General features: G+C 73.6%; 19 protein-coding genes and 1 riboswitch. Of the genes, 10 read left to right on the forward strand and 9 right to left on the reverse strand.

Annotation, left to right across the window (positions count from 1 at the left end; all coding sequences use genetic code 11):
• Window positions 1–31: 31 nt before the first annotated feature.
• The 4 genes from ACFY61_RS30365 to ribD are packed head-to-tail and all read right to left on the reverse strand — an operon-like array spanning window position 32 to window position 3,707.
• Window positions 32–1,306, reverse strand: a complete 1,275-nt coding sequence (locus tag ACFY61_RS30365) for a bifunctional 3,4-dihydroxy-2-butanone-4-phosphate synthase/GTP cyclohydrolase II (protein ID WP_389477289.1) — start codon at window positions 1,304–1,306, stop codon at window positions 32–34.
• On the reverse strand, window positions 1,303–1,965 hold the full coding sequence (gene pnuC, locus ACFY61_RS30370; RefSeq protein WP_389477291.1) for a nicotinamide riboside transporter PnuC: 663 nt from the start codon (window positions 1,963–1,965) through the stop codon (window positions 1,303–1,305). The genes ACFY61_RS30365 and pnuC overlap by 4 nt, the downstream gene beginning before the upstream one ends.
• On the reverse strand, window positions 1,962–2,585 hold the full coding sequence (locus tag ACFY61_RS30375; protein WP_389477293.1) for a riboflavin synthase: 624 nt from the start codon (window positions 2,583–2,585) through the stop codon (window positions 1,962–1,964). Before ACFY61_RS30375 ends, pnuC begins: the two co-directional genes overlap by 4 nt.
• Window positions 2,586–3,707: a bifunctional diaminohydroxyphosphoribosylaminopyrimidine deaminase/5-amino-6-(5-phosphoribosylamino)uracil reductase RibD gene (gene ribD / locus ACFY61_RS30380; protein ID WP_389477295.1), complete on the reverse strand. Its 1,122-nt coding sequence runs from the start codon at window positions 3,705–3,707 to the stop codon at window positions 2,586–2,588. It abuts the gene before it with no gap.
• Window positions 3,708–3,866: 159 nt separating this feature from the next.
• Window positions 3,867–3,997, reverse strand: a riboswitch (FMN riboswitch).
• Window positions 3,998–4,302: 305 nt separating this feature from the next.
• Between ribD and ACFY61_RS30385 the strand changes: the two genes are divergently transcribed.
• Together ACFY61_RS30385 and ACFY61_RS30390 are read left to right on the forward strand one after the other, a co-directional pair.
• Window positions 4,303–6,663, forward strand: a complete 2,361-nt coding sequence (locus ACFY61_RS30385) for a chitinase C-terminal domain-containing protein (RefSeq protein ID WP_389477297.1) — start codon at window positions 4,303–4,305, stop codon at window positions 6,661–6,663.
• A 75-nt stretch (window positions 6,664–6,738) separates the two neighbouring features.
• Window positions 6,739–7,647 carry an RNA polymerase sigma-70 factor gene (locus ACFY61_RS30390; protein ID WP_389477299.1) on the forward strand — a complete coding sequence of 303 codons (909 nt, stop codon included), beginning with the start codon at window positions 6,739–6,741 and terminating at the stop codon, window positions 7,645–7,647.
• A gap of 140 nt (window positions 7,648–7,787) precedes the next feature.
• Here the strand turns inward: ACFY61_RS30390 and ACFY61_RS30395 are convergent, their stop codons facing one another.
• Window positions 7,788–9,005 (reverse strand): ROK family transcriptional regulator, encoded by a 1,218-nt coding sequence (locus ACFY61_RS30395; RefSeq protein ID WP_389477301.1) that lies wholly within the window; start codon window positions 9,003–9,005, stop codon window positions 7,788–7,790.
• 62 nt (window positions 9,006–9,067) lie between these two features.
• On the opposite strand from ACFY61_RS30395, the gene ACFY61_RS30400 reads away from it, so the two are divergent.
• The 3 genes from ACFY61_RS30400 (at window position 9,068) to ACFY61_RS30410 (ending at window position 12,545) form a co-directional block, all read left to right on the forward strand.
• A complete protein-coding gene (locus ACFY61_RS30400) occupies window positions 9,068–10,288 on the forward strand; it encodes an MFS transporter (protein ID WP_389477303.1) in 1,221 nt (406 codons plus the stop codon).
• Between the two features lie 68 nt (window positions 10,289–10,356).
• A complete protein-coding gene (locus ACFY61_RS30405; protein WP_389477305.1) occupies window positions 10,357–11,763 on the forward strand; it encodes a uracil-xanthine permease family protein in 1,407 nt (468 codons plus the stop codon).
• Between the two features lie 77 nt (window positions 11,764–11,840).
• Window positions 11,841–12,545: a DUF5995 family protein gene (locus tag ACFY61_RS30410; protein WP_389477307.1), complete on the forward strand. Its 705-nt coding sequence runs from the start codon at window positions 11,841–11,843 to the stop codon at window positions 12,543–12,545.
• Window positions 12,546–12,673: 128 nt separating this feature from the next.
• Here the strand turns inward: ACFY61_RS30410 and ACFY61_RS30415 are convergent, their stop codons facing one another.
• The 4 genes from ACFY61_RS30415 to ACFY61_RS30430 all read right to left on the reverse strand — a co-directional run bounded on the left by ACFY61_RS30415 (window position 12,674) and on the right by ACFY61_RS30430 (window position 17,509).
• Window positions 12,674–14,371, reverse strand: coding sequence for a flavin monoamine oxidase family protein (locus ACFY61_RS30415; protein ID WP_389477309.1), 1,698 nt, complete (start codon window positions 14,369–14,371; stop codon window positions 12,674–12,676).
• A gap of 78 nt (window positions 14,372–14,449) precedes the next feature.
• Entirely contained in the window at window positions 14,450–15,256 is an 807-nt protein-coding gene (locus ACFY61_RS30420; RefSeq protein WP_389477311.1) for a carbon-nitrogen hydrolase family protein, read from the reverse strand.
• Between the two features lie 323 nt (window positions 15,257–15,579).
• Window positions 15,580–16,035, reverse strand: coding sequence for an Lrp/AsnC family transcriptional regulator (locus ACFY61_RS30425; RefSeq protein WP_007262967.1), 456 nt, complete (start codon window positions 16,033–16,035; stop codon window positions 15,580–15,582).
• Between the two features lie 10 nt (window positions 16,036–16,045).
• On the reverse strand, window positions 16,046–17,509 hold the full coding sequence (locus ACFY61_RS30430) for an amino acid permease (protein ID WP_389477313.1): 1,464 nt from the start codon (window positions 17,507–17,509) through the stop codon (window positions 16,046–16,048).
• A gap of 406 nt (window positions 17,510–17,915) precedes the next feature.
• Here ACFY61_RS30430 and ACFY61_RS30435 point away from each other — a divergent pair, with 406 nt between their 5' ends.
• From ACFY61_RS30435 to ACFY61_RS30455, 5 genes are all read left to right on the forward strand, one after another.
• On the forward strand, window positions 17,916–18,971 hold the full coding sequence (locus ACFY61_RS30435) for a GDSL-type esterase/lipase family protein (RefSeq protein WP_389477315.1): 1,056 nt from the start codon (window positions 17,916–17,918) through the stop codon (window positions 18,969–18,971).
• A gap of 155 nt (window positions 18,972–19,126) precedes the next feature.
• Window positions 19,127–19,972 carry a LytR/AlgR family response regulator transcription factor gene (locus tag ACFY61_RS30440; protein WP_389477317.1) on the forward strand — a complete coding sequence of 282 codons (846 nt, stop codon included), beginning with the start codon at window positions 19,127–19,129 and terminating at the stop codon, window positions 19,970–19,972.
• A 192-nt stretch (window positions 19,973–20,164) separates the two neighbouring features.
• On the forward strand, window positions 20,165–20,440 hold the full coding sequence (locus tag ACFY61_RS30445) for a hypothetical protein (protein WP_389477319.1): 276 nt from the start codon (window positions 20,165–20,167) through the stop codon (window positions 20,438–20,440).
• Between the two features lie 87 nt (window positions 20,441–20,527).
• The gene (locus tag ACFY61_RS30450) at window positions 20,528–22,279 is read left to right on the forward strand and encodes a cation acetate symporter (RefSeq protein ID WP_389477321.1); all 1,752 of its coding nucleotides are present in this window, start codon (window positions 20,528–20,530) and stop codon (window positions 22,277–22,279) included.
• Window positions 22,276–23,478: a histidine kinase gene (locus ACFY61_RS30455; RefSeq protein WP_389477323.1), complete on the forward strand. Its 1,203-nt coding sequence runs from the start codon at window positions 22,276–22,278 to the stop codon at window positions 23,476–23,478. The genes ACFY61_RS30450 and ACFY61_RS30455 overlap by 4 nt, the downstream gene beginning before the upstream one ends.
• Window positions 23,479–23,506 lie beyond the last annotated feature (28 nt).

Genomic DNA, 23,506 nt, shown 5'->3' on the forward strand with positions numbered 1-23,506 from the left:
GTGCTCGGGGTGGTGCTCGGGGTGGTGCAGGTCACTGGCTCGCACAGGCGGACGCGGTCAGGGCCGCGTCCAGCCAGGGCAGGTCGTGTCCCATCCGGTCGCGCTTGGTGCGCAGGTAGTGCGCGTTGTGCTCGCCCGCCTCCACGGGCATGGGCTCGCGGCCGGCGACCACGATGCCGTGCCGGATCAGGGCGGCGGACTTGTCGGGGTTGTTCGTCAGCAGCCGGACGCTGCGGATGCCGAGGTCGGCGAGCATCTGGGCGCCGGCGCCGTAGTCGCGGGCGTCGGCGGGCAGACCGAGCTCCAGGTTGGCGTCCAGGGTGTCGCGGCCGCGTTCCTGGAGTTCGTACGCGCGGAGCTTGGACAGCAGGCCGATGCCGCGGCCCTCGTGGCCGCGCAGGTAGACGACCACGCCGCGGCCCTCCGCCTGGATGCGTTCCATGGAGGCCTGGAGCTGGGGTCCGCAGTCGCAGCGGCGGGAGGCGAAGATGTCGCCGGTCAGGCACTCGGAGTGCATCCGGACGAGGACCTCGTCGCCCTCGCCGATCTCGCCGTGGACGAGGGCGATGTGCTCGACGCCGTCGACGGTGGAGCGGTAGCCGTAGGCGGTGAACTCGCCGAAGGCGGTGGGCAGGCGGACCTCGGCCTCGCGGCGGACGGTGGGCTCGGCTGCGCGCCGGTAGGCGATCAGGTCCTCGATGGAGATGATCGTCAGGCCGTGCTTGCGGGCGAAGGGGATCAGTTCGGGCAGTCGCAGCATGACGCCGTCCTCGCCGGCGATCTCCACGATGGCGCCGGCCGGGCGCAGGCCCGCCAGGCGGGCCAGGTCGACCGCGGCCTCGGTGTGGCCGGGGCGGGTCAGGACGCCGCCGGGCTTGGCGCGCAGCGGGAAGATGTGGCCGGGGCGGACGAAGTCCTCGGGGCCGGTGGTGCCGCCGGCCAGGAGGCGCAGGGTGGTGGCGCGGTCGGCGGCGGAGATGCCGGTGGTGACGCCGTGGGCGGCGGTCGCGTCGACGGAGACGGTGAACGCGGTCTGCATCGACTCGGTGTTGTTCTGGACCATCTGCGGGAGTTCGAGCCGGTCCAGCTCGTCGGCCTCCATGGGCGCGCAGATCAGGCCGCGGCACTCGCTCATCATGAAGGCGACGATCTCGGGGGTGGCCATCTCGGCGGCGATGACGAGGTCGCCCTCGTTCTCGCGGTCCTCGTCGTCGACGACGACGATCGGGCGGCCTGCCGCGATGTCCCGGATGGCCTGCTCGACGGGGTCGAGGCGGAGGGTCTCGTGGGGCGCGTCGGCGGTCATGCGGTCGCTCCTTCCAGGGCGGGCGCGGGGGCGGTGGCGTTGGTGCGGGAGCGCTGGTACCAGTCGTGGGCGCCCCACAGGACCAGGGCGAAGTAGACGACGTAGACGAGGCCGGAGAAGACCAGGCCGCTGCTGAAGGCGAGCGGGACGCCGACGAGGTCGACGAGCAGCCAGGCGAACCAGAACTCGACCAGTCCGCGGGCCTGGGCGACCATCGCGACGATGGTGCCGACGAAGATGTAGGCGTCGGCCCACGGGCTCCAGGAGAGGCTGGGGTAGAGGGTGAACAGGCCGCCGACGGCGAGGGTGCCGAGGACCGCGCCGCCGAGGAGCAGGCCGCGTTCCTTCCCGCTCGCGGTGCGCACGGCGATGGAGCCGTCCTGGGCCTGGCGGCGGCCGCGCTGCCAGGAGTACCAGCCGAACACGGCCACGCCGATGACGAGGAGCTGCTTGCCGATGCCGCCGGCGAGGTGGGCGGAGGCGTAGGCGGCGACGAGGATCAGGCCGGAGAGCAGCTGGGCGGGCCAGGTCCATATGGAGCGGCGCCAGCCGAGGGCGAGGGCGGCCAGGCCCATCAGGTTGCCGATCATGTCGGACCAGATGACCTTCTGGCCGAAGACGGTGAAGGCCTCGGCGTTGAGCCAGGTCAGGGCGCTCACTGGGCGTTCTCCTCGGCGTGCAGGGGGTCGACTCCGGCTGCGAGGAGGCGTTCGACGTACTTGGCGAGGACGTCGACCTCCAGGTTGACCGGGTCGCCGGGCTGCTTGGTCCCGAGCGTGGTCAGGGCGAGGGTGGTGGGGATGAGGCTGATGGTGAAGTAGTCGGCGGCGGCCTCGACCACGGTGAGGCTGACGCCGTCGACCGTGATGGACCCCTTCTCGACGACGTAGCGGGAGAGCGCGGCGGGCAGCGAGACCTTGACGATCTCCCAGTTCTCGGAGGGGGTGCGGGAGAGGATCTCGCCGGTGCCGTCCACGTGGCCCTGGACCAGGTGGCCGCCGAGGCGGCCGCCGAGGGCCATGGGGCGCTCCAGGTTGACGCGGGAGCCCTTCTCCAGGGCGCCGAGGCTGGAGCGGAGCAGGGTCTCGCGCATCACGTCGGCGGTGAACTCGCCGTCCGCGGTCTCCACGACGGTCAGGCAGACGCCGTTGACGGCGATGGAGTCGCCGTGCTTGGCGCCTTCGGTGACGACGGGGCCGCGCAGGCGGAAGCGGGAGGCGTCCGCGAGCTGCTCGACGGCGGTGACCTCGCCCAGTTCTTCGACGATTCCGGTGAACACTCAGTGCTCCTTGGGGGCGGTGGGGACGGCGGTGATGCGGAGATCGGGGCCGATGCGGACGGCCTCGGTGATGTCGAGGCGGAGCGCTTCGGTGATGGTGCCGATGCCGGCGTCGGCGAGTGCGGCCGGGCCGGCGCCGAGCAGGGCGGGTGCCAGGTAGCCGACGACCTTGTCGACGGCGCCGGCGGCGAGGAAGGCGCCGGCCAGGGTGGGGCCGCCTTCCAGGAGTACGGAGCGGACGCCGCGGGCGTGGAGCTCGGCGAGGAGGGCCTCGATGCTGAGGCCGGGCCGGCCTGCGGCGTCGCGCGGGAGCCGGACGAGGTCGACGTCGGGCAGGGCGCCGGTGTCGGCGTCCTCGGCGACGGCGATCAGGGTGGGTGCGGCGTCGTCGAGGACCCGGGCGCCGGCCCGGAGGGTGGCGCGGGTGTCGAGGACGACGCGGAGGGGCTGGCGGGCTCCGTCGACGCCGCGGACCGCGAGGTGCGGGTCGTCGGCGCGGAGGGTGCCCGAGCCGACGACGACGGCGTCGGCCTCGGCGCGCAGGCGGTGGACGTCGGCGCGGGACTCCGGGGAGCTGATCCAGCGGCTGCTGCCGTCGGCGGCGGCGATGCGGCCGTCGAGGGTGGCGGCGTACTTCCACAGGACGTGGGGGCGGCCGGTGCGGACGGAGGTGAGCCAGGCCGCGTTCCCGGCGGCGGCCTCGTCCTGGAGCAGGCCGCCGACGGCCTCGACACCGGCGTCGCGCAGGGTGGCGGCACCGCCGCTGGCCTGCGGGTTCGGGTCGGAGACGGCGTAGACGACGCGGCTGATGCCGGCGTCGATCAGGGCCTGTGCGCAGGGTCCGGTGCGGCCGGTGTGGTTGCAGGGTTCGAGGGTGACGTACGCGGTGCCGCCGCGGGCGGCCGGGCCGGCCGCGCGCAGGGCGTGGACCTCGGCGTGCGGGCCGCCGGCGCGCTGGTGCCAGCCTTCGCCGACGACGTCCCCGGTGGGGCCGGTGATGACGCAGCCGACGACGGGGTTGGGGCTGGTGGCGCCGAGTCCGCGGGCGGCCAGCGCGATGGCGCGGCGCATGGCACGGACGTCCGCCTGGGGTGCGGTGTTCGCGTCGGCGGTGGTGGCCACCGGGTCCTCCTGCCTCGTCGGGCACGGACTCCGGGGCCTGTCGGGATACGACAGAAGAAGCGGGACGAGCGCACGGGGGGACGCCTGTGCCGGTGGGACGGACCCCTCCGTGGAATACGGAGCGGACCGCCGACGGCGGCGTACCTGTGGCACTGCCCGCCGCGCACTGCCTCCCATCCGGACTTTCACCGTCGGTCCAGGAATTCCACCTGGTCAACCGGCCGCTGGCTGCGGACGGGTCGCGGACTGTTACCGCCGGTTCGGAATTACACCGACCCCGGAGTGCGCTGCTTGCTGGTTCTTGCTTGCTGGTACTAGGGCCAGTGTGCCACGGGCGATCTGCGGCCATGCGGGTGAACCGCTGTGGCCTGGCTCACAAGAGGGCCCGGAACGGCCTTCTCCGTCAGGTCGGCGACCTCGGCTTTCCGCTTTGGTCCAGACCTATTGACGGGTTGGTCTAGTCCTCTTAATGTCTCCTTCACATTCCCAGGGAGACAGCCCGTCAGATGTGCGCACGTCACGGGCGATTCGCGTTATCCGCAAGCACCTTCGAGCACGTTGTGTCCTGCCACACCTCCCCTCCCCAGGAGGCACGATGCTGTCCCCCACCCGCACGAGAGCGATGCTGCTGGCATCCGGCGCCGCCATCGCCGGCCTGCTGGTCGGCGGCCTCTCGGCCGGCGTCTCGCACGCGGCCGACAACGAGTCCTGCCGCCCCGACGGGCTCTACAAGACCCCGCAGGTCGACGTCCCGTACTGCTCCGTCTACGACTCCGAGGGCCGCGAGAAGATGGGCGCCGACCACCAGCGGCGCGTCATCGGCTACTTCACCGGCTGGCGCACCGGCAAGAACGGCCAGCCGGCCTACCTCGCGAAAGACATACCGTGGGACAAGATCACCCACATCAACTACGCCTTCGCGCACATCGGCGCCGACAACAGGATCTCGGTGGGCACGGACGGCCCGCAGAACGCGGCCACGGGCATGACCTGGCCGGGCGTCGCCGGGGCCGAGATGGACCCGGCCCTCCCCTACAAGGGCCACTTCAACCTGCTGAACAAGTTCAAGAAGCAGCACCCCGACGTGAAGACGCTGATCTCGGTCGGCGGCTGGGCCGAGACCGGCGGCTACTTCGACGACAACGGCACCCGGGTGAACTCCGGCGGGTTCTACTCGATGGCCACCAACGCCGACGGCTCGGTCAACCAGGCGGGCATCGACACCTTCGCCGACTCCGCCGTCGCCTTCGTGAAGAAGTACGGCTTCAACGGGGTCGACATCGACTACGAGTACGCCACCTCGATGAAGGACGCGGGGAACCCGCTCGACTGGTCGCTGGCCAACCCGCGCCGGGCCGGGCTGGTCAAGGGCTACGACGCCCTGATGAAGTCCCTCCGCGAGAAGCTGGACCGGGCCGGCGCCGCCGACGGCAAGCACTACATGCTGACCGTGGCCGCCCCCTCCTCCGGCTACCTGCTGCGCGGCATGGAGACGTACCAGATGCAGAAGTACCTGGACTACGTCAACATCATGTCCTACGACCTGCACGGCGCGTGGAACGAGTACGTCGGCCCGAACGCCTCGCTCTTCGACGACGGCAAGGACGCCGAGCTGGCCGCCGCCAACGTCTACGGCAGCGCGCAGTACGGCGGCATCGGTTACCTCAACACCGACTGGGCCTACCACTACTTCCGCGGCTCCATGCCGGCCGGCCGGATCAACATCGGCCTGCCGTACTACACCCGCGGCCACAAGAACGTGCAGGGCGGCACCGACGGACTGTGGGGCAGGGCCGCGGCCACCAGCTGCCCGGCCGGCGCGGGCCTGACCAAGTGCGGTGACGGCGCGGTCGGCATCGACAACCTGTGGCACGACAAGGACGACAACGGCAACGAGTCCCCGGCGGGCTCGAACCCGATGTGGCACGCCAAGAACCTGGAGAAGGGGATCGCGGGCGACTACCTCACCCAGTACGGGTTCCCGGCGAACACCACCCTGACCGGCACCTACGCCCGCAAGTACGACTCGACCCTCGTCGCGCCGTGGCTGTGGAACGCGCAGAAGAAGGTCTTCCTCTCCACCGAGGACGAGCAGTCGGTGGCGGCCAAGGCCGACTACGTGGTCGACCGGGGCATCGGCGGGACCATGGTCTGGGAGCTGGCCGGCGACTACGGCTGGAACGCCGCCAAGGGCCAGTACGAGATGGGCTCCACGCTCACCACCCTGATGTACGACAAGTTCAAGGCGGCGGCGCCGTACGGCGCGAAGAAGTCCGACACCGCGCTGCCGTCGCGGGCCGTGGACATCAGGACGGAGTTCACCGAGTTCAAGCTGGGCGACTCCAACTACCCGCTCACCCCCAAGATCAAGATCACCAACGGCACGAAGACCACGCTGCCCGGCGGCACCGAGTTCCAGTTCGACTACTCGACCTCGGCCCCGAACAACGCCTCGGACCAGTCCGGCTTCGGCACCAAGGTCATCAGCAGCGGCCACACCGGCAGCAACGTCGGCGGGCTGAAGGGCGACTTCCACCGGGTCTCGCTGAAGCTCCCGGCCTGGCAGTCGCTGGCCCCCGGCGCCTCGGTCGACCTGGCGTTCAACTACTACCTGCCGGTGTCCACGCCCTCCAACTGGACGGTGAACATCTCGGGTACGACGTACGCCCTCGCCGGCGACCTGGCGCGCGGCACCACGGTGGGCGAGCCGGGCGGCGGAAGCACCCCGCCCACGACTCCCCCCACGACCCCGCCCACCACTCCCCCGACCACCCCGCCGACCACCCCGCCGGGCGGAACGTGCACCAACCCGGCGTACGTGGCGGGCCAGACGTACACGGGCGGCACGGTCGTCTCGCACAAGGGCCGCAACTGGAAGGCCCAGTGGTGGACGCAGAACGAGGAGCCCGGCACCACCGGTGAATGGGGTGTCTGGAAGGACCAGGGAGCCTGCTGAGCTTGGCGGCCATCGGGTGACCTGAAGGAGGGCCTGGCGGGATCGTTCCGCCGGGCCCTCTGCCATGCTCGGACGGTGATCAATACCTTCGATGCGACGGACGTGTTCGAGGCGCACCGCGGCCGGATGTTCGGGATCGCCTACCGGATGCTCGGCTCGGCCGCCGAGGCCGAGGACGTGGTCCAGGACGCCTGGCTGCGCTGGAACGCCGACGACCGCGGCGACGTCCGGCACCCCGGGGCGTGGCTGGCGAAGACCGTCACGCGGCTCTGCCTCAACCAGCTGGACTCCGCGCGGGTCCGCCGGGAGGAGTACGTCGGGCCCTGGCTGCCCGAGCCGGTGCTCACCGGGGACGGCACCCTGGGCCCGCTGGAGTCCGCCGAGCAACGGGATGGGGTGTCCATGGCGCTGCTCGTGCTGCTGGAGCAGCTGAGCCCGGCGGAGCGGGCCGTGTACGTGCTCCGCGAGGCCTTCGGCTACGGCCACGCGGAGATCGCAGCGCTGCTGGACCAGTCGGAGGCCAACTGCCGCCAGCTGTACCGGCGGGCCTCGCAGCGGGTGGCGGCCCCGCGGCCGCGGTTCCGGCCCGACCCCGAGGAGTGGCAGGGCCTGGTGGCCGGGTTCATGGCGGCCGCGCAGAGCGGGGACCTGGCCCGGCTGGAGCGGCTGCTCGCCGCGGACGTCGTGTACGTGTCGGACGGCGGCGGCGTGGTCAACGCGGCCCGGCGGCCGATCCTGGGACCGGACAGGGTGGCGCGGTTCCTGGTGGGCGCGCTGCGGAAGTACGTGGCCGGTGTGCCGGTCTCGCTGGCCGAGATCAACGGGGCGCCGTCGCTGGTGTTCGCGGGGGTGGCGGTGGTCCAGTTCGACTTCGACTTCGAGGAGGGGCGGGTCACGGCGGTGCGGACCGTGGTCAACCCGGAGAAGCTGGCGTTCCTGACCCGCCAACTCTCCCGCCCCGGCGACCTTCCCGCCGTCCACTGAGCCGCCCGGGCCACGCGCGCCGGAGGCTCCGCCCGGGCCCGCTCAAACGCCGCTCGGGCTCGGCCCGAGCGGGGTGCCGCCCCGCGGGACGGCTCCGGGCGGGGAAACCCAGCCCCGCCGGCGCTCGGGCGCGGGGTGGGTCAGGGGTGGGGGGTGGGGCCGAAGAGGAGGTCCTGGGCGGCTTCGCGCGCTGCGAGCCGCGCCCCGGTGAGGACCGCCGCCCCGCCCAGCGCGGTGGCGCGGACCTCGGTCGGCACCGGGGTGAGGGTGGCCAGCCGGCGGGCCACCCGCTCGGCCAGCGCGGACCCGCCGGCCAGTCCGATCTCGCCGCCGAGGATCACGCAGCCGGGGTCCAGGACCGCGGCGACGGCCGCCGCGCCGAGGGCGAGGCGCTCGGCGAGGGCGTCCAGGAAGGCCCCGCCGACGCCGCCCCCGGCCACCGCCGCCGACACCGCGGCCGCGGCTCCGGCTCCGGCACCGGCACCGGCACCGAGGCCGAGGCCGTGCGCGGCCGCCAGCCCGGCCACCGCCTCCGCCCCGGCCAGCGCGTGGAACCCGCCCCCGCAGTCCGTCGCCGACGGCAGGCCGCCCGTACCCGGTACGGGGAGGAAGCCGATCTCGCCGGCCCCGCCGGACGCGCCCCGGCGCAGGCGCCCGTCGAGGACCACGGCCGCGCCCACCCCCGCGCCCAGCCACAGCAGCACGAAGGAGTCGAGGTCGTGCGCCGCGCCCAGCCGCTGCTCGGCGACCGCCGCCAGGTTGGTCTCGTTCTCGACCAGCACCCGCGCCGGCAGTTCCCGCCCGAGCAGGCCGACGAGTTCGCGGTGCCAGGCGGGCAGGCCGGTGGTGTCGCGGAGCTCCCCGGTGGCCGGGGCGACGAGGCCGGGCGCACCCACGACCACCGTGTGCAGCCCCTGCGCGCCGGCCTCGCGGGCGGCGCGGTCCAGGGCGGCGACGGCGTCACGGGGCGCGTCGACCGGGAGCGCGGTCTCCGCCAGCGGGGTGCCGAGCAGGTCGGTGACCACGGCCGTGGCGCTGTCCGTGCGCACGTCGAGCGCGGCGAGGTGCGCGCGGTTGGCGACGATGCCGTAGAGCTTGGCGTTGGGGCCGCGGCGGCGGTCGTCCGCCTCGCCCGCGACCTCCACCAGGCCGGCCGTGGTGAGCCGGTCGACGAGGTCGGCGACCGAGGGGCGGGAGAGGCCCGTCAGGGCCTTGAGCTGCCCGGCCGTCAGCGGGCCCCGGTCCGTGAGGAGCCGCAGGGCGAGCCGGTCGTTGATGGCGCGCGCCGTGCTCGGCGAGGCGGGGGCCGCGCGTACGGCCGGTGCGGCCGGTGCCGCGGTGGGGGTGGCTCGGGTCACGGCGTCATCCTAGGCGGCGGTCCCCTTATTTATCAGGCAGGGTTCCTGATAGTTTCCCTGCCATGACAGGACCCGGGGAGCCCCACCTCAGCCCGCGCCGGCTGGGCCGCGCCCGCTTCGCCGTCGCGGCCGTCTTCTGCGTGCACGGAGCCGTCACCGGAAGCTTCGCCACCCGCATCCCGTGGATCCAGGAGAACGCCGGCCTGGGCGCCGGCACCCTGGGCGTCGCCCTGGCCTTCCCCGCGATCGGTGCGGCCCTGGCGATGCCGCTGGCCGGACGGGTCAACCACCGGTTCGGGGCCCGGACCGCCCTGCGCGGACTGCTCGTGCTGTGGACACTGTCCCTGATCCTGCCGAGCCTCGCGCCGAACCTGTTCGCCCTGTGCGCCGCCCTGTTCGTCTACGGCGCCACCGCCGGCATGTCCGACGTGGCGATGAACGCGCTCGGCGTGGAGACCGAGAACCGGCTGGGGCGGTCCATCATGTCCTCGCTGCACGGCATGTGGAGCGCGGGCGCCCTGCTCGGATCCGCCGCCGGCACGCTGGCCGCGCACGCGGGTACCGACGCCCGGCTGCACCACCTGCTGGCCGCGCTGGCGCTGACCGCCGCCGGACTGGTGGCGGCGGGCGGGGTGCTCGACCTGCGCGGCGGCGCCGAGGACGAGGCTCCCCCGCGCTTCGCGCTGCCGCCGCGGTCGGCCCTGCTGATCGGGGCGGTCGGCTTCTGCGCGGTGTTCGCGGAGGGCGCGAGCCTGGACTGGTCGGCGGTGTACCTGCGCGACGTGCTGGACGCGGACGCCGGCCTGGCGGCCGCCTCGACCACCGCCTTCGCCCTGACCATGGCGGTGGCCCGGCTGGCCGGTGACCGGGTGGTCGACCGGTTCGGCGCGGTCCGCACGGTCCGGGTGGGCGGCGTACTGGCCACCGCGGGCGGGCTGCTGGTGGTGACGGCGCACCACCCGGCCGGCGCGCTGGCCGGGTTCGGGCTGATCGGGCTGGGCATCGCCGTGGTCGTCCCGCTGTGCTTCGCGGCGGCCGGGCGCAGCGGTCCGGCTCCGGCGCAGGCCATCGCGGGCGTCGCGACGATCACGTACACCTCGGGGCTGATCGCCCCCTCGGCGATCGGGGCGGTGGCCGACGCGACCTCGCTGGTGGTGTCGTTCGGGCTGGTCACGGCTCTGGCCCTGGTGCTGGTCCCCGGGGCGGCGGCACTGCGGCGGCCCGCCGCACGGGGTCGTTCCGGCCGCGCCGACCGGGACGAACCCGCGCCAATCGGCCCGTAATATGTCGCTGGCCGTCGAACGGCCGGAACGATCATCCCCACATCCCGGCCGGCGAAACGGAGTGGAACATGGGCCTCGGCGTGCGCTGGACCCTGCACGGCGACGGGCGGACCCCCGCCCCGGGCGCGGTGGTGCGACCCGACGAGCGGCTCTCGTGGCCGCGGACGGCCGGGCTCGGCGCCCAGCACGTGGTCGCCATGTTCGGCGCCAGCTTCGTGGCACCGGTGCTCATGGGTCTGGACCCGAACCTCGCGATCATGATGTCCGGCATCGCCACGGTGGTCTTCCTGCTGGCGACCCGCGGCCGGATCCCCTCCTACCTGGGCTGCTCGCTGTCCTTCGTGGGCGTCGCGGCGGCGATCCGGGCGGGCGGCGGGGACAGTGCGACGGTCACCGGCGCGGTGTTCGTGGTCGGCGCGGCGCTGTTCCTGGCCGGCCTGGTGGTGCGGCGGTTCGGCGCCCGGATCATCCACGCGGCGATGCCCCCGGTGGTCACCGGCGCGGTGGTGATGCTGATCGGCTTCAACCTGGCGCCGGTGACGGCGGCCACGTACTGGCCGCAGGACCAGTGGACGGCGCTGCTGGTGATGCTGTTCACGGGACTGGCCGTGGTCTGCCTGCGCGGGTTCTGGTCCCGGATCGCGATCTTCCTCGGCCTGGTGTTCGGGTACGCGGTCTCCTGGCTGTCCGACCTGGCCTTCGGGAAGATCCACTCCCCGGCGGGCGGCTCCGAGGCGGTGGACCACTGGCGGCTGGACCTGTCCGGGGTCGCCGGGGCCGACTGGATCGGTCTGCCCTCCTTCCACGCGCCCGCGTTCGAGTTGTCGGCGGTCCTGGTCGCGCTGCCCGTGGTGATCGCGCTCATCGCGGAGAACGCCGGACACGTCAAGGCGGTCGGCGAGATGACCGGGGACCCGCTGGACGACAAGCTGGGCACGGCGATCGCGGCGGACGGCGCGGCCTCCATGCTGTCCACGGCGGTGGGCGGCCCGCCGAACACCACGTACTCCGAGAACATCGGCGTGATGGCGGCCACCCGGGTGTACTCCACCGCCGCCTACTGGGCCGCGGCCTGCTTCGCCCTGCTCTTCGGCGTGTGCCCGAAGTTCGGCGCGGTGGTCGCGGCGATCCCCGGCGGGGTACTGGGCGGGATCACCGTCATCCTGTACGGGATGATCGGCCTGCTGGGCGCCCAGATCTGGATCAACGGCCGGGTGGACCTGCGGAACCCGCTGAACCTGGTGCCGGCGGCGGCGGGCATCATCATCGGCGTCGGCGGGGTCAGCCTGAAGATCACCGACAGTTTCGAGCTGGGCGGGATCGCGCTGGGCACCCTGGTGGTGATCACCGGTTACCACGCGCTGCGCGCGTTCGCCCCGGCGCACATGAAGACGGAGGAGCCACTGCTGGACTCGGGCACCTCGGCGTACGACGAGGACGAGGGGACCGGGCCGGAGCCCGACACGCGGTCCTGACCGTACGTTCGCCCGAACCGGGGAAGCACACGGCCAAGTTCCCCCGGTGCGGGGCCCCGGCTGGGAACCTGCCCCCCATGGATGCGGTACTCGCGCGGATGCGCACGCTGGAGCGGCGGCTGCCCGCGCACGACGGGGTGGCGGTGTTCAACCGGGTCTACCTGACGGTGACGGAGGCCCTGCACCACGGGTTCGGGGCCGGGGAGTTCCCCGAACCCCGGCGGGCCGAGGCCCTGACCGTACGGTTCGCCGAGCGCTACCTCGCGGCGGTGGACGCGGCCGCGGAGGGCCGCCGCACTCCCGCCTGCTGGCGGCCGCTGTTCCAGAACCGCCGGCACCCCGGCGTCCGGCCGCTGCAGTACGCCCTGGCCGGGATCAACGCGCACATCGGGCACGACCTGGCGCTGGCCGTGGTCGCGACCTGCCGGGCGCAGGACTGTCCGCCGCGGGCTCTGGAGGGCGACTTCGACCGGGTCGGCGACACGCTGGTGGCGCTGGAGGAGCGGATCCGCGAGGACCTGATGCCCGGCCCCGACCTGCTGGAGGTCGCGGACCCGGTCACGCACCTGCTCGGCTCGTGGAGCCTGCAACGGGCCAGGGACGGGGCGTGGGCGGCGGCGCGGCTGCTGTGGACGCTGCGGAGGACGCCGGAGCTGGCGGCGGAGTTCGCTCAGTCGCTGGACGCGAGCGTGGGCCTGGTCGGGCGCTGCCTGCTGACCCCGCTGGCCGTACCGGCGCCCCGGCCGCGGGCCGTCACCGCGGCCCCGGTGCCCTGGCGCTGACCGGCCCTGCGGGCGGGGGCGCTCCGGACGGGGCCGGGAGTTGAGACCGGCCGGTGCCGCACGCGGGGGACCGCGCGGCACCGGCCGGGGCTTGGGCGGGCCCGCCCCGGGAGGGCGGGCCGGGCGGGTCAGTCCTCGGGGAGCTCGACCGGGGCGATGTCGTCGTAGACGTCGCCCGGGCCCGGGTTGGTGGCGTCGGTGGAGCCGCCGAGGTGGTGCATGACGCCCCAGACCGCGTTGAGGGCGGTCTGGACGGCGCCCTCGGCCCAGCCCGCGGTCCAGGAGATGTCGTCGCCGGCGAGGAAGATGCCCCGCTTGTCCTCGGGCAGGCGGTCCTGCATGAAGTGGGTGAACAGGCGGCGCTGGTAGCGGTAGTGGCCGGGCAGGTTCGCCTTGAACGCGCCCATGAAGTAGGGCTCGTTCTCCCAGGAGACGGTGACGGGGTTGCCGATGATGTGACGGCGGATGTCGACCTTGGGGTAGATCTCGCCGAGGGACTTCAGCATGACCTCCATCCGCTCGTTCGCGGACAGCGGCAGCCACTTCAGGCTGTCGTCGCACCAGGTGTACGACAGGCAGATGACGGCCGGCTGGTCCGGACCGTTGTCCAGCAGGTAGGTGCCGCGGGTCATCCGGTCGGTGAGGGTCATCGACATGACGTCGCGGCCGGTCTCCTCGTCCTTGTCCAGCCAGAAGGGCCGGTCCACGGGGATGAAGAGCTTGCTGGACTCCATGTAGTGGGTGCGCTCGATCGCCGTCCAGTGGTCGATCGGGAACAGCGAGTCGTCGCACTCGATCTTGGACAGCAGCATCCAGGACTGCGCGGTGAAGATCGCGGCGCGGTAGGTGCGGATGTCGCCGGAGGCGTCGGTGACGGTGATCCGGTTGCCGGCGGTGCGGTGCAGGCGGGTCACGGCCGGGCGCGGGGTGCCGTCGTGCAGGGAGGACAGGGACGTGCCCTGCGCCCAGTGGACGATCTTCTCCGGCTCGCGCTCCCACAGCCGCAGCGGCAGCTGCTGCGAGCCGCCGACGATGCCGCGGTGGTGGTCGTCGGCCTCGGTGTAGACGACGCGGAGGATCTCCAGGATGGAGTTCGGGAAGTCGGTGTCCCAGCCGCCGGTGCCGAAGCCGACCTGGCCGAAGATCTCGCGGTGGCGGAAGGACTTGAAGGCGGTGGAGTCGCAGAGGAAGCCGTAGAAGGTCTGGTTGTCGAGCTTCTCGACGAGCTTGGCCCAGATCTCGCGGATGCGCGGTACGTCGCGCTCGCGCATGGCCTGGTTCATGTCGGAGAAGTCGGCGCCCTCTTCGAGGCAGGCGTTCCACGCGGCGGCGACGTCGCGGTAGACCTGCGGGAGGTCGGCGATGGTCTCGGCGTAGTGGGACTCGCCCTTGAGGTCGACGACCGTGGAGGGGGTGGCCTCGGCGAGCGGGTTCGGGAACGGCTCCGTCTCCAGGCCGACCAGGTCGATGTAGTGCTGGAGGGCCGTGGAGGACGGCGGGAAGCGCATGGCGCCCATCTCGGCGGTGAGGCCCTCGGCCTCCGGGCCGTCGAAGCCGACGGTGCGGAGCCGGCCGCCGATCTGGTCGGCCTCGTAGACGACGGGCTTGAGGCCCATCTTCATCAGCTCGTAGGCGGAGATGATGCCGGACAGGCCGCCGCCGATGACGGCGACCTCGGTGCCGAGCTCGGTCGCCGGTATCTGGCCCAGGCCCGCCGGGTGCGCGAGGAAGTCGTCGTAGGCGTACGGGAAGTCCGGGCCGAACATGGTGATCGGCGGCTGACCGTCGCTGTGCGGGACGGCGGTGGTGGGCACCGTGGACGTCATGGGGGACGACTCCTTGCGGGCAGGGCTCAGGGGGTGGAGCGGGGGCGGGGAGGGGAGGAAGGGGGTCCGACGGGGGCGTCAGACGAGCGAGGCGTAGAGCCCGGGGCGGCGGTCGCGCAGGTAGGGGTTGTTCTTGCGCGAGTCGGCCAGCAGGACGGGGTCCGCCTCGCCGAACACCAGCTCCTCGCCGCGGCCGGCGCGGGTGCGGGTGGTGCCGTCGGGGGCGGCGAGGCAGCTGAGGCCGACGAACTCGAACTCGCCCTCGGGGCCGGTGCGGTTGACGTACGCGACGTACATCTGGTTCTCGAAGGCCCGCACGGGGACGAGCTGCTCGGCGACGAACTGGAACGGGTGCATCTGGGCCGTCGGCACCAGGAGGAGGTCGGTGCCGGCGAGCGCGTGGGCGCGGACGTTCTCGGGGAACTCCACGTCGTAGCAGATCAGGATGCCGATGGTCAGGCCCGCGTACTCGGCCTGGACGACGGGGGTGTCGCCCGGGGTGAAGGCGTCCTGCTCGAAGCAGCCGAAGAGGTGGGTCTTGCGGTAGTTCGCGAGGGACTCGCCGTCGGGCCCGACGAGCTGGGCCGAGTTGTAGACCGTGCCGGTGCCGGGGTCGCGCTCGGGGTAGCCGTAGAGGACGGCGAGGCCGTGGCGGCGGGCGATCTCGCCGATGGCCCGGGCGGACATGCCGTCCCGGGCCTCGGCGAGGCCGGGGATGTCGTCCAGGTCCAGCGCGTAGCCGGTGAGGAACATCTCCGGCGCCACGAGCAGTCCGGCCCCCGCCTGTGCGGCGCGCTCGGCGGCCTCGTCGAGCGCCTTGAGGTTCTCGGCGACGTCGCCGAGTCGGCCGGAGCTCTGGAGGAGGGCGGTGCGCAGCGGGGGCATGGGCGTACCTCTGTGGCGGGTGGGGTGGGTGCGGTCCTATAGACGGTACGGTTTTGCGCCTTGGCGCAACAAGGCGCCGATGTTGCGCGCGATGGTGCGATTCGTTGCGCGTTCCGCCCCCGAAACGTCGATTCGTTGCGCCCCGGCTTTGCGGCGCCCACGCGGCCCGACGGCGGCGCCGTCCGGCGCGGCGTCCCCTCCTCACCCCGGGGCCCGCCGCCGCTCCGGTGAAGCCGCGCCCGCCACGGTGCGGCCGCCGGGCTGCGACCGCCGTGGGGGCAGCCCGCCGCGCGGGAGCACGGCCCCCACCGCGCGCGGTGGGGCTACGCGGGGGCGCCGGAGGTGAAGCGGCGGAGGAGGGGGGAGAGGACCAGGACGGACTTGGTGCGCTCGACGAACGGTTCGCCGGCGATGCGCTCCAGCACCCGCTCGAAGTGCCGCATGTCCGAGGCGAAGACCTGGACGAGGGCGTCCGCGTCGCCCGTGACGGTCGACGCGGACACCACCTCGGGGTACCGCTCCAGCCCGCGCCGGATGTCGTCCGGCGAGGTGTTGTGCCGACAGTAGATCTCGATGAAGCCCTCGGTCTCCCAGCCCATCGCGGCCGGGTCCACCCGGACGGTGAAGCCCGTGATGGCGCCTTCGGCCCGGAGCCTGTCCACGCGCCGCTTCACCGCGGGCGCGGACAGGCCGACCTCGGAGCCGATGTCCGCGTAGGAGCGGCGGGCGTCCTCGGCCAGGGCGTGCACGATGCGTTCGTCGAGATCGTTCAGTCGCACGGGGGGTGGGTCACTTCTCTGTCGGTACCTCGGCCGCCGCCTCGGCGAGGCTGGAGCGGCGCATTCCGTAGAGGAAGTAGATCACGAGTCCGGCGGCCATCCAGCCACCGAAGTACGCCCAGGTGAGCCACGGCAGCTCCCACATCAGGTAGGCGCAGAAGACGAAGCCGAGGATCGGGGTGACCGGGAAGAGCGCGACCTTGAAGGTGCGGTTCATCTCGGGGCGGCTGTAGCGGAGGATCACCACGGCGGCGTTGACCAGCGCGAACGCGAAGAGCGTGCCGATGCTGGTGGCGTTGGCGAGCTCGCCCAGCGGGATGAAGGCGGCGAGCACCCCGCAGAAGAGGCAGACGATGATCGTGTTGACGCGCGGGGTGCCGGTCTTCTCGTCGACCTTGGCGAACGCCTTCGGCACGAGGCCGTCGCGGGACATCGCGAAGAGGATGCGGGTCTGGCCGTAGAGCACGGCGAAGACGACGCTGGCGATGGCGACGACGGCGCCGGCGGCCAGGACGATGCTCCAGAAGGCGTGGCCGGTGACGTTCTCCATGATCTGGGCCAGGGCGGCCTCGGTGCCCTCGAAGTCCTGCCAGGGCATCGCGCCGACGGCGACCAGCGCGACCAGGCAGTACAGGCCGGTGACGATCAGCAGCGAGAGCATGATCGCGCGCGGCAGGTCCCGCTTGGGGTTCTTGGCCTCCTCGCCGGCCGTGGAGGCGGCGTCGAAGCCGATGTAGGAGAAGAAGAGCATGGAGGCGGCGGTGCTGATGGCGGTGATGCCCAGCGGGGCCAGCGGGGTGTAGTTGCCGGCCTTGACGCCCATGAAGCCGATCACGCAGAAGAGGACCAGCGTGACGATCTTGACGGCGACCATGATCGAGTTGATGCGGGCGCTCTCCTTGGCGCCGCGCAGCAGGAAGACCATGCAGAGCAGGACGACGACCAGGGCGGGCATGTTGATGTAGCCGCCCTCGCCCAGCGGGGCGGAGAAGGTCTCGGGGATGGTGATGCCGATGGTGCCGTCGAGCAGCTCGTTGAGGTACTGGCCCCAGCCGACGGCCACGGCGGCGACGGAGACGCCGTACTCGAGGACGAGGCACCAGCCGCAGATCCAGGCCACGAGCTCGCCCATGGTGGCGTAGGCGTAGGAGTACGAGGAGCCGGAGACCGGGATGGAGCCCGCCAGCTCGGCGTAGGACAGGGCCGAGAACAGGGCGGTCAGGCCGGCGACGATGAAGGCGATCCAGACGGCCGGGCCGGCGATCGGGGTGGCTTCGCCGAGGACCACGAAGATGCCGGTGCCGAGGGTGGCACCGATGCTGATCATGGTCAGCTGCCACATGGTGAGGGAGCGCTTGAGTGCACCGCCCTCGCCCTGGCCCGCCTCGGTGACGAGGCGCTCTACGGGCTTGCGGCGAAACAGCGGGTTGGCGGGCCGCGAGGTGAGCGGCGGCGCCTGGCCGTGGTCCAGCACGAGGGGGACTCCTTTGACACTGCGGATCGGGGGTACAGGCGTCGACCGCAGCGGTTCCGAGCAGGAGCAGGCCTGGGACAGGCCGGGCAGGGGGACCGCCGGGGGAGGCGGTCGCGCCACTCCACGTACAGCGAGTGAGCCTAAGGGCTGGGGGTTCCCGCCCGTAATGCACCATCCTTGCATGTTCGCGCACGATCGTTGCACGGATCTGTCCGGGATGGCCGTTTGTTGCGCGGTCGCGATCGATCGCTGCGCCGGTCACCCTGGGCAACCATCCTTGACAGTTCGTCAGACATATCGCAGCGTGCCCCAGCGGAACGCTGCGGCCGGCCGCGGTGGAACCCGCCCGGCCGGGGTAGCCCCTACGAGCGTGGAGTTCGGCGGACCCGACGACCGGAGGGGCGGAATGAGGGCGGACGAGCAGTGGCTGGACCCCGGGCCGTTCCTGCGCGGGGTGGCCTGGCTGGACCGGGGCCGGCCGGTCCGCGCCGACCCCGCGGACACCATGCGGCTGCCCTGGGACACCGGGGAGCGGGCCACGCTGCCCATCGGGGTGCGGCTGGAGTTCGCCGCGGACGGCGCGGACGGCGCGGGCACCGCGCACGCCGTGGAGATCCGCTACCGGGCGGCCGTGCCCGGGCCCACGGACGCGCTGCGCGACCTGGCGCACGGCTTCGCGCTGTGGAACCGGGACGGGCTGCTCTCCGAGGTCTTCACCGAGCCCGCCGCCGAGGCCGTCGTACGGATCGAGCTGCCGCCCGGCCGCGGCCCCTACACGGTGTACCCGCCCGAGGCCCAGTCCCCGCTGCTGCTCGGGCTGCGCGGGATCGGCGGCCCGCTCTCCCCCGCCCCCGCCGCGCCGCGCTGGGTGGTGCACGGCGACTCGATCACGGAGGGCTGGTGGTCGACCCGGCCGGCGCACGGCTGGCCCGCCGTCGCCGGCCGTGCCCTCGGCTGGGACACCGTCAACCTCGGCTACGCCGGTGCCGCGCGCGGCGAGCTCGCCACCGCCGAACAGCTGGCGGGCCTGGAGGCCGACGCCCTCACCCTCGCCTTCGGCACCAACTGCTGGTCCCGGGTGCCCTTCTCCGCGCCGCTGCTGTACGAGACCACCCGCGCCTTCCTGGACCTGGTCCGGCGCGGCCACCCGGACACACCGCTGCTGCTGGTCTCCCCCGTGCTGCGACCGGACGCCGAACGCACGCCGAACCAGCTGGGCGCGACCCTGGGCGCGCTGCGGGACGCGATGGAACGGGCCGTACGGGACCGGATCGCCGCCGGGGACGGACGGCTGGCGTTGCTGCCCGGCCGCGACGTACTGGGCCCGGAGCACCTGGCGGACGGGCTGCACCCCGACGACGCCGGGCACCACCTGCTCGGCCTCGCCGTGGCGGCCGCCGTACGGCGGGCCGGGTTCGACCCGCGACCGCAGGGCGCGACCGCGGCCCGGCCGCGGGCCTGACGGGGCCGGCCGGCCGCGACCGGAGCCCGACGCAGGCCTGGCCGGGCCAGACCGGGCGCGGCCGGGGCCGACGCGCGGCCTGACCGGGCCTGACCGGGCCTGACCGGCCGGAACCTTCCTGTTCCGGCGCCCCGGCGGTCCCTACACTCCGTCCCATGTTGCGCGTACTGGCCGTGGACGACGAGAAGCCCCTGCTGGAGGAGCTGCTCTACCTGCTGCGCTCGGACCCCCGGGTGCGCAGCGCCGAGGGGGCCTCCGACGCCACCGAGGCGCTGCGCCGGATCACCCTGGCACTGGAGTCCGGTCCGGACGGGCCGGACGGCATCGACGTGGTGTTCCTCGACATCCACATGGCGGGGCTGACCGGACTGGACATCGCCCGGCTGCTGGCCGGGTTCGCGCGGCCGCCGCTGATCGTGTTCGTCACCGCGCACGAGGGGTTCGCCGTGCAGGCCTTCGACCTGAAGGCGGTGGACTACGTGCTCAAGCCGGTCCGGCCGGAGCGGCTGGCGGAGGCGGTGCGCCGGGCCCGCGACCTGCTGGACCGGGCCGCGCCGGAACCGGCCCCCGCCGCGGAGCGGGTGCCGGTTCCGCGCCGGCCCGCGGGCGCACGGGCCACGGAGGTACCGGCACCGGTGGGGCCGGCGGGCCGCGGCGGCGACCGCGGCCCGGACCAGATCGCGGTCGAACTGGGCGGGGTGACCCGGTTCGTGGCCATCGCCGACATCGCGTACGTGGAGGCCCAGGGGGACTACGCGCGGCTGCACACCGACGAGGGCAGCCACCTGGTGCGGATCCCGCTGTCCACGCTGGAGGAACGCTGGGGTCCGCGCGGGTTCGTCCGCATCCACCGCCGGCACCTGGTGGCCCTGGGCCGGATCGACGAGCTCCGCATGGACGCGGGGACCACCAGCGTGCGGGTGGGCTCGGCCGACCTCCAGGTGAGCCGGCGGCACGCGCGCCAGCTGCGCGACCTGCTGATGCGCCAGGCGACGGGCTGACTCCCCGCCGGCCCCCGCGCCCCCGGACCGTCCGCTCCGGACCGGGGACGGCGGGCGGGGTTCCGGGCCGCTCGCCGCGTGCCGGGCGCCGTTCGCCGCGCCGCGCCGGGCGTACGGCGCAGGGGGCCGCCGAACGGTCGGCCGCGGACCCGTACCCGCCTATCGTGGATCTTCGGCCGTGGGAGGAGCGACATGTCCGACATACAGGCGCTGCTCGACGAACTGCGGGCGATGCCGCGGACGCGGCCGGCGGATCCGGCCGAGGCCGAGCGGCTGCTGGCGCGGCTGCGGAGCGCCGCCGCGCGCTGGGCGGACGTGCTCCTGGAGACCAACGAGACCTCCCAGCAGCACCTCCCGCCCCGGGCCGGGGCGGCGCTGACGCTGGCCTTCCGGCGGGCCGAGGAGTCCTACGTGGAACTGGAGATCGCGCTGCGGGACTGCGCCGAGCACCGGGGCTCGGTGGTCTGACCGGCGGTGGCCGAAGGGGCGCCTGCCGGCGTCCGCGGGCCCCGCATAGACTCCCGTGCCAGCCAACCCCTGCCGAAGGACGTGCCGGTGAACCAGACGTACGCGCTGACCGCGGTCACCGCCGTCGTCGTGGCCACCGTCCTGGTCGGCGCGCTGGGCCTGCGGATATCCCGCACCACCTCCGACTTCTACGTCGCCTCCCGGACCGTGGGGCCGCGCCTGAACGCCGCGGCCATCAGCGGGGAGTACCTGTCCGCCGCGTCCTTCCTGGGCGTCGCGGGGCTGGTGCTGCTCCAGGGGCCGGAGATGCTGTGGTACCCGGTGGGGTACACCGCGGGGTACCTGGTGCTGCTGGTGCTGGTGGCGGCGCCGCTGCGGCGGTCCGGGGCGTACACCCTGCCGGACTTCGCGGAGGCCCGGCTGGAGTCCCGGGCGGTGCGGCGGCTGGCGGTGCTGTTCGTGGTCGGGGTGGGCTGGCTGTACCTGGTGCCGCAGTTGCAGGGCGCCGGGCTCACGCTGGAGGTGATGACGGGGGCGCCGTACTGGGTGGGCGGGCTGGTCGTCGCGTGCGTGGTCACCGCGGCGGTGGCGGCCGGCGGGATGCGGAGCATCACCTTCGTGCAGGCCTTCCAGTACTGGCTGAAGCTCACCGCCCTGCTGGTCCCGGCCTTCTTCCTGATCACGGCCTGGGCCGGGGACGGCGCCCCGCGCGCCTCCTTCGACGCCCGCGCGGTGTTCCGCGAGCACACCGCCGTACGCCTCGCCCAGGACGTCCGCGTCAGCCTGGAGGCGCCGCTGACCGTGGCGGTGACCGGGCAGGTGGACGGCCGGACGTACGGGGGCGAAGCGGTGGTCCTGGCGGCCGGGCAGCACTCCGTACGGGCGGACACCCGGCTGGAGTTCGCCGCGGGCAGTCCCGTCCCGGACACCCGTACCGAGGCGGGGCCGGGGGGGTCGGGCTGGTCCCGGCCGCTCGCGGGCGACGAGGGCGGGCACCGGCTGTACGCGACGTACGGGCTGATCCTGGCGACCTTCCTGGGCACGATGGGGCTGCCGCACGTGGCCGTCCGCTTCTACACCAGCCCCGACGGCCGGACCGCCCGGCGCACCACGCTGGTGGTGCTGGGGCTGGTCGGGGCGTTCTACCTGCTGCCGCCGGTCTACGGCGCGCTGGGCCGGATCTACGCGCCGGAGCTGTCGCTGACCGGCGACGCGGACGCGGCCGTGCTGGTGCTGCCGGAGCGGATGCTGGGCGGTGTCCTGGGCGACGTGCTGGGGGCGTTGCTGGCCGGGGGCGCCTTCGCGGCGTTCCTGTCCACGGCCTCGGGGCTGACGATGGCGGTGGCCGGGGTGCTGCACCAGGACGTGCTGGCGCGGCCGCGGGCCTCGGGAACGGGGACGTTCCGGATCGCGGTGCTGGTGGCGATGCTGGTGCCGCTGGCCGGGAGCGTGCTGACCGCCGAGGTGCCGGTGGCGGACGCGGTGGGGCTGGCGTTCGCGGTGTCGGCGTCCTCGTTCTGTCCGCTGCTGGTGCTCGGCATCTGGTGGCGCGGGCTCACGCCGCCGGGCGCGGTGGCGGGACTGGTGACGGGTGGCGGGGCGGCACTGGGCGCGGTGCTGGCGACGCGGGCCGGGGCGGCGCCGGAGGGGTGGGCGCACGCGCTGCTGGCGTGGCCGGCCGCCTGGTCGGTGCCGCTGGGCTTCCTGACGATGGTGCTGGTGTCGCTGGCGACGCGGTCCCGGGTGCCGGCGGGGACGGCGGCCACCCTGGCCCGGCTGCACCTGCCGGAGGACACGGCGGCGCCGCCCGGCTGGACCCCGGAAGGGAGTGTCCGGTGAACGCGGGGCTCCTCGCCGCGGTGGCGGTGCCGGCGGCCGCCGCGCTGCTGGCCCTGGGTTTCGTCCTGGGGCGGCTGGAGGCGCGCCGGGCCGGGCGTTCCGGGCTGGACCTGGGCACTCCGGTGGAGCGGGCCACCTTCCACACGCTGCACACCGCCTCGCTGGCCGCTCCCCCGCTGCGGGCGGGCCTGACCGAGGACGCGGCCCGCAAGGCGGCGCGGCGGCTGCGGTCGCTGCTGGGCACGGAGGCGCTGTCGCTGACCGACCGGGAGCGGGTGCTGGCCTGGGACGGGCCGGGGGCGGACCACCACGAGCGGCGGGCGATGGCCCGGGTGCACGAGATGCTCGCGTCGGGGCGCAGCGCGAGCGTGCGGACCGACTGCCAGCGGCCGGACTGTCCGCTGAAGTGGGCGGTGATAGCCCCGTTGACCGGTGAGGACGGGATGCTGGGGGCGCTGGTCGCCTACGGTTCCCGGGAGTCGGCGGTGCTGGTGCGGGCCGCGACCGAGGTGGCGCGCTGGGTGTCGGTGCAGCTGGAGCTGTCGGAGCTGGACCGGTCCCGGACCCGGCTGATGGAGGCCGAGATCAAGGCGCTGCGGGCGCAGATCTCGCCGCACTTCATCTTCAACTCCCTCGCGGCGATCGCCTCGTTCGTGCGGACGGACCCGGAGCGGGCGCGGGACCTGCTGCTGGAGTTCGCGGACTTCACTCGCTACTCGTTCCGGCGGCACGGGGAGTTCACCACCCTCGCGGACGAACTTCGTTCCATCGAGCAGTACTTGGCGCTGGCGGGGGCGCGTTTCGGGGACCGGCTCAAGGTCACCCTCCAGGTCGCGCCGGAGGTGCTGCCGGTGGCGATGCCGTTCCTGTGCCTCCAGCCCCTGGTGGAGAACGCCGTCAAGCACGGGCTCGAGGACTCCGCCGGGGAGTGCCGGATCGGCATCGTGGCCCGGGACGCCGGTTCCGAGGCGGTGCTGACCGTCGAGGACAACGGGGTGGGCATGGACCCGGCGCTGCTCCGACGGATCCTGGCGGGCGAGCGGAACGGGTCCTCGTCGGGGATCGGGCTGACGAACGTGGACGAACGGATGCGGCAGGTGTACGGCGACGGGCACGCGCTGGTGATCGAGACGGGCGTCGGCGCCGGGATGAAGATCACCATGCGCTTCCCGAAGTACCGGCCGGGCGTCCACTCCTAGGCCGGGGCCGTGCCCGGGAACGGGCGGA

This window comes from Streptomyces sp. NPDC012888, from assembly GCF_042900645.1.
GTDB lineage: Bacteria > Actinomycetota > Actinomycetes > Streptomycetales > Streptomycetaceae > Streptomyces.

Excerpts from the sequence above, each read along its gene's own strand:
- ACFY61_RS30365 (WP_389477289.1), bottom strand. The coding sequence starts at position 1,306 with ATGACCGCCGACGCGCCCCACGAGACCCTCCGCCTCGACCCCGTCGAG.
- ACFY61_RS30385 (WP_389477297.1), top strand. The coding sequence starts at position 4,303 with ATGCTGTCCCCCACCCGCACGAGAGCGATGCTGCTGGCATCCGGCGCC.
- ACFY61_RS30400 (WP_389477303.1), top strand. The coding sequence starts at position 9,068 with ATGACAGGACCCGGGGAGCCCCACCTCAGCCCGCGCCGGCTGGGCCGC.
- ACFY61_RS30405 (WP_389477305.1), top strand. The coding sequence starts at position 10,357 with ATGGGCCTCGGCGTGCGCTGGACCCTGCACGGCGACGGGCGGACCCCC.
- ACFY61_RS30410 (WP_389477307.1), top strand. The coding sequence starts at position 11,841 with ATGGATGCGGTACTCGCGCGGATGCGCACGCTGGAGCGGCGGCTGCCC.
- ACFY61_RS30415 (WP_389477309.1), bottom strand. The coding sequence starts at position 14,371 with ATGACGTCCACGGTGCCCACCACCGCCGTCCCGCACAGCGACGGTCAG.
- ACFY61_RS30420 (WP_389477311.1), bottom strand. The coding sequence starts at position 15,256 with ATGCCCCCGCTGCGCACCGCCCTCCTCCAGAGCTCCGGCCGACTCGGC.
- ACFY61_RS30435 (WP_389477315.1), top strand. The coding sequence starts at position 17,916 with ATGAGGGCGGACGAGCAGTGGCTGGACCCCGGGCCGTTCCTGCGCGGG.
- ACFY61_RS30440 (WP_389477317.1), top strand. The coding sequence starts at position 19,127 with ATGTTGCGCGTACTGGCCGTGGACGACGAGAAGCCCCTGCTGGAGGAG.
- ACFY61_RS30445 (WP_389477319.1), top strand. The coding sequence starts at position 20,165 with ATGTCCGACATACAGGCGCTGCTCGACGAACTGCGGGCGATGCCGCGG.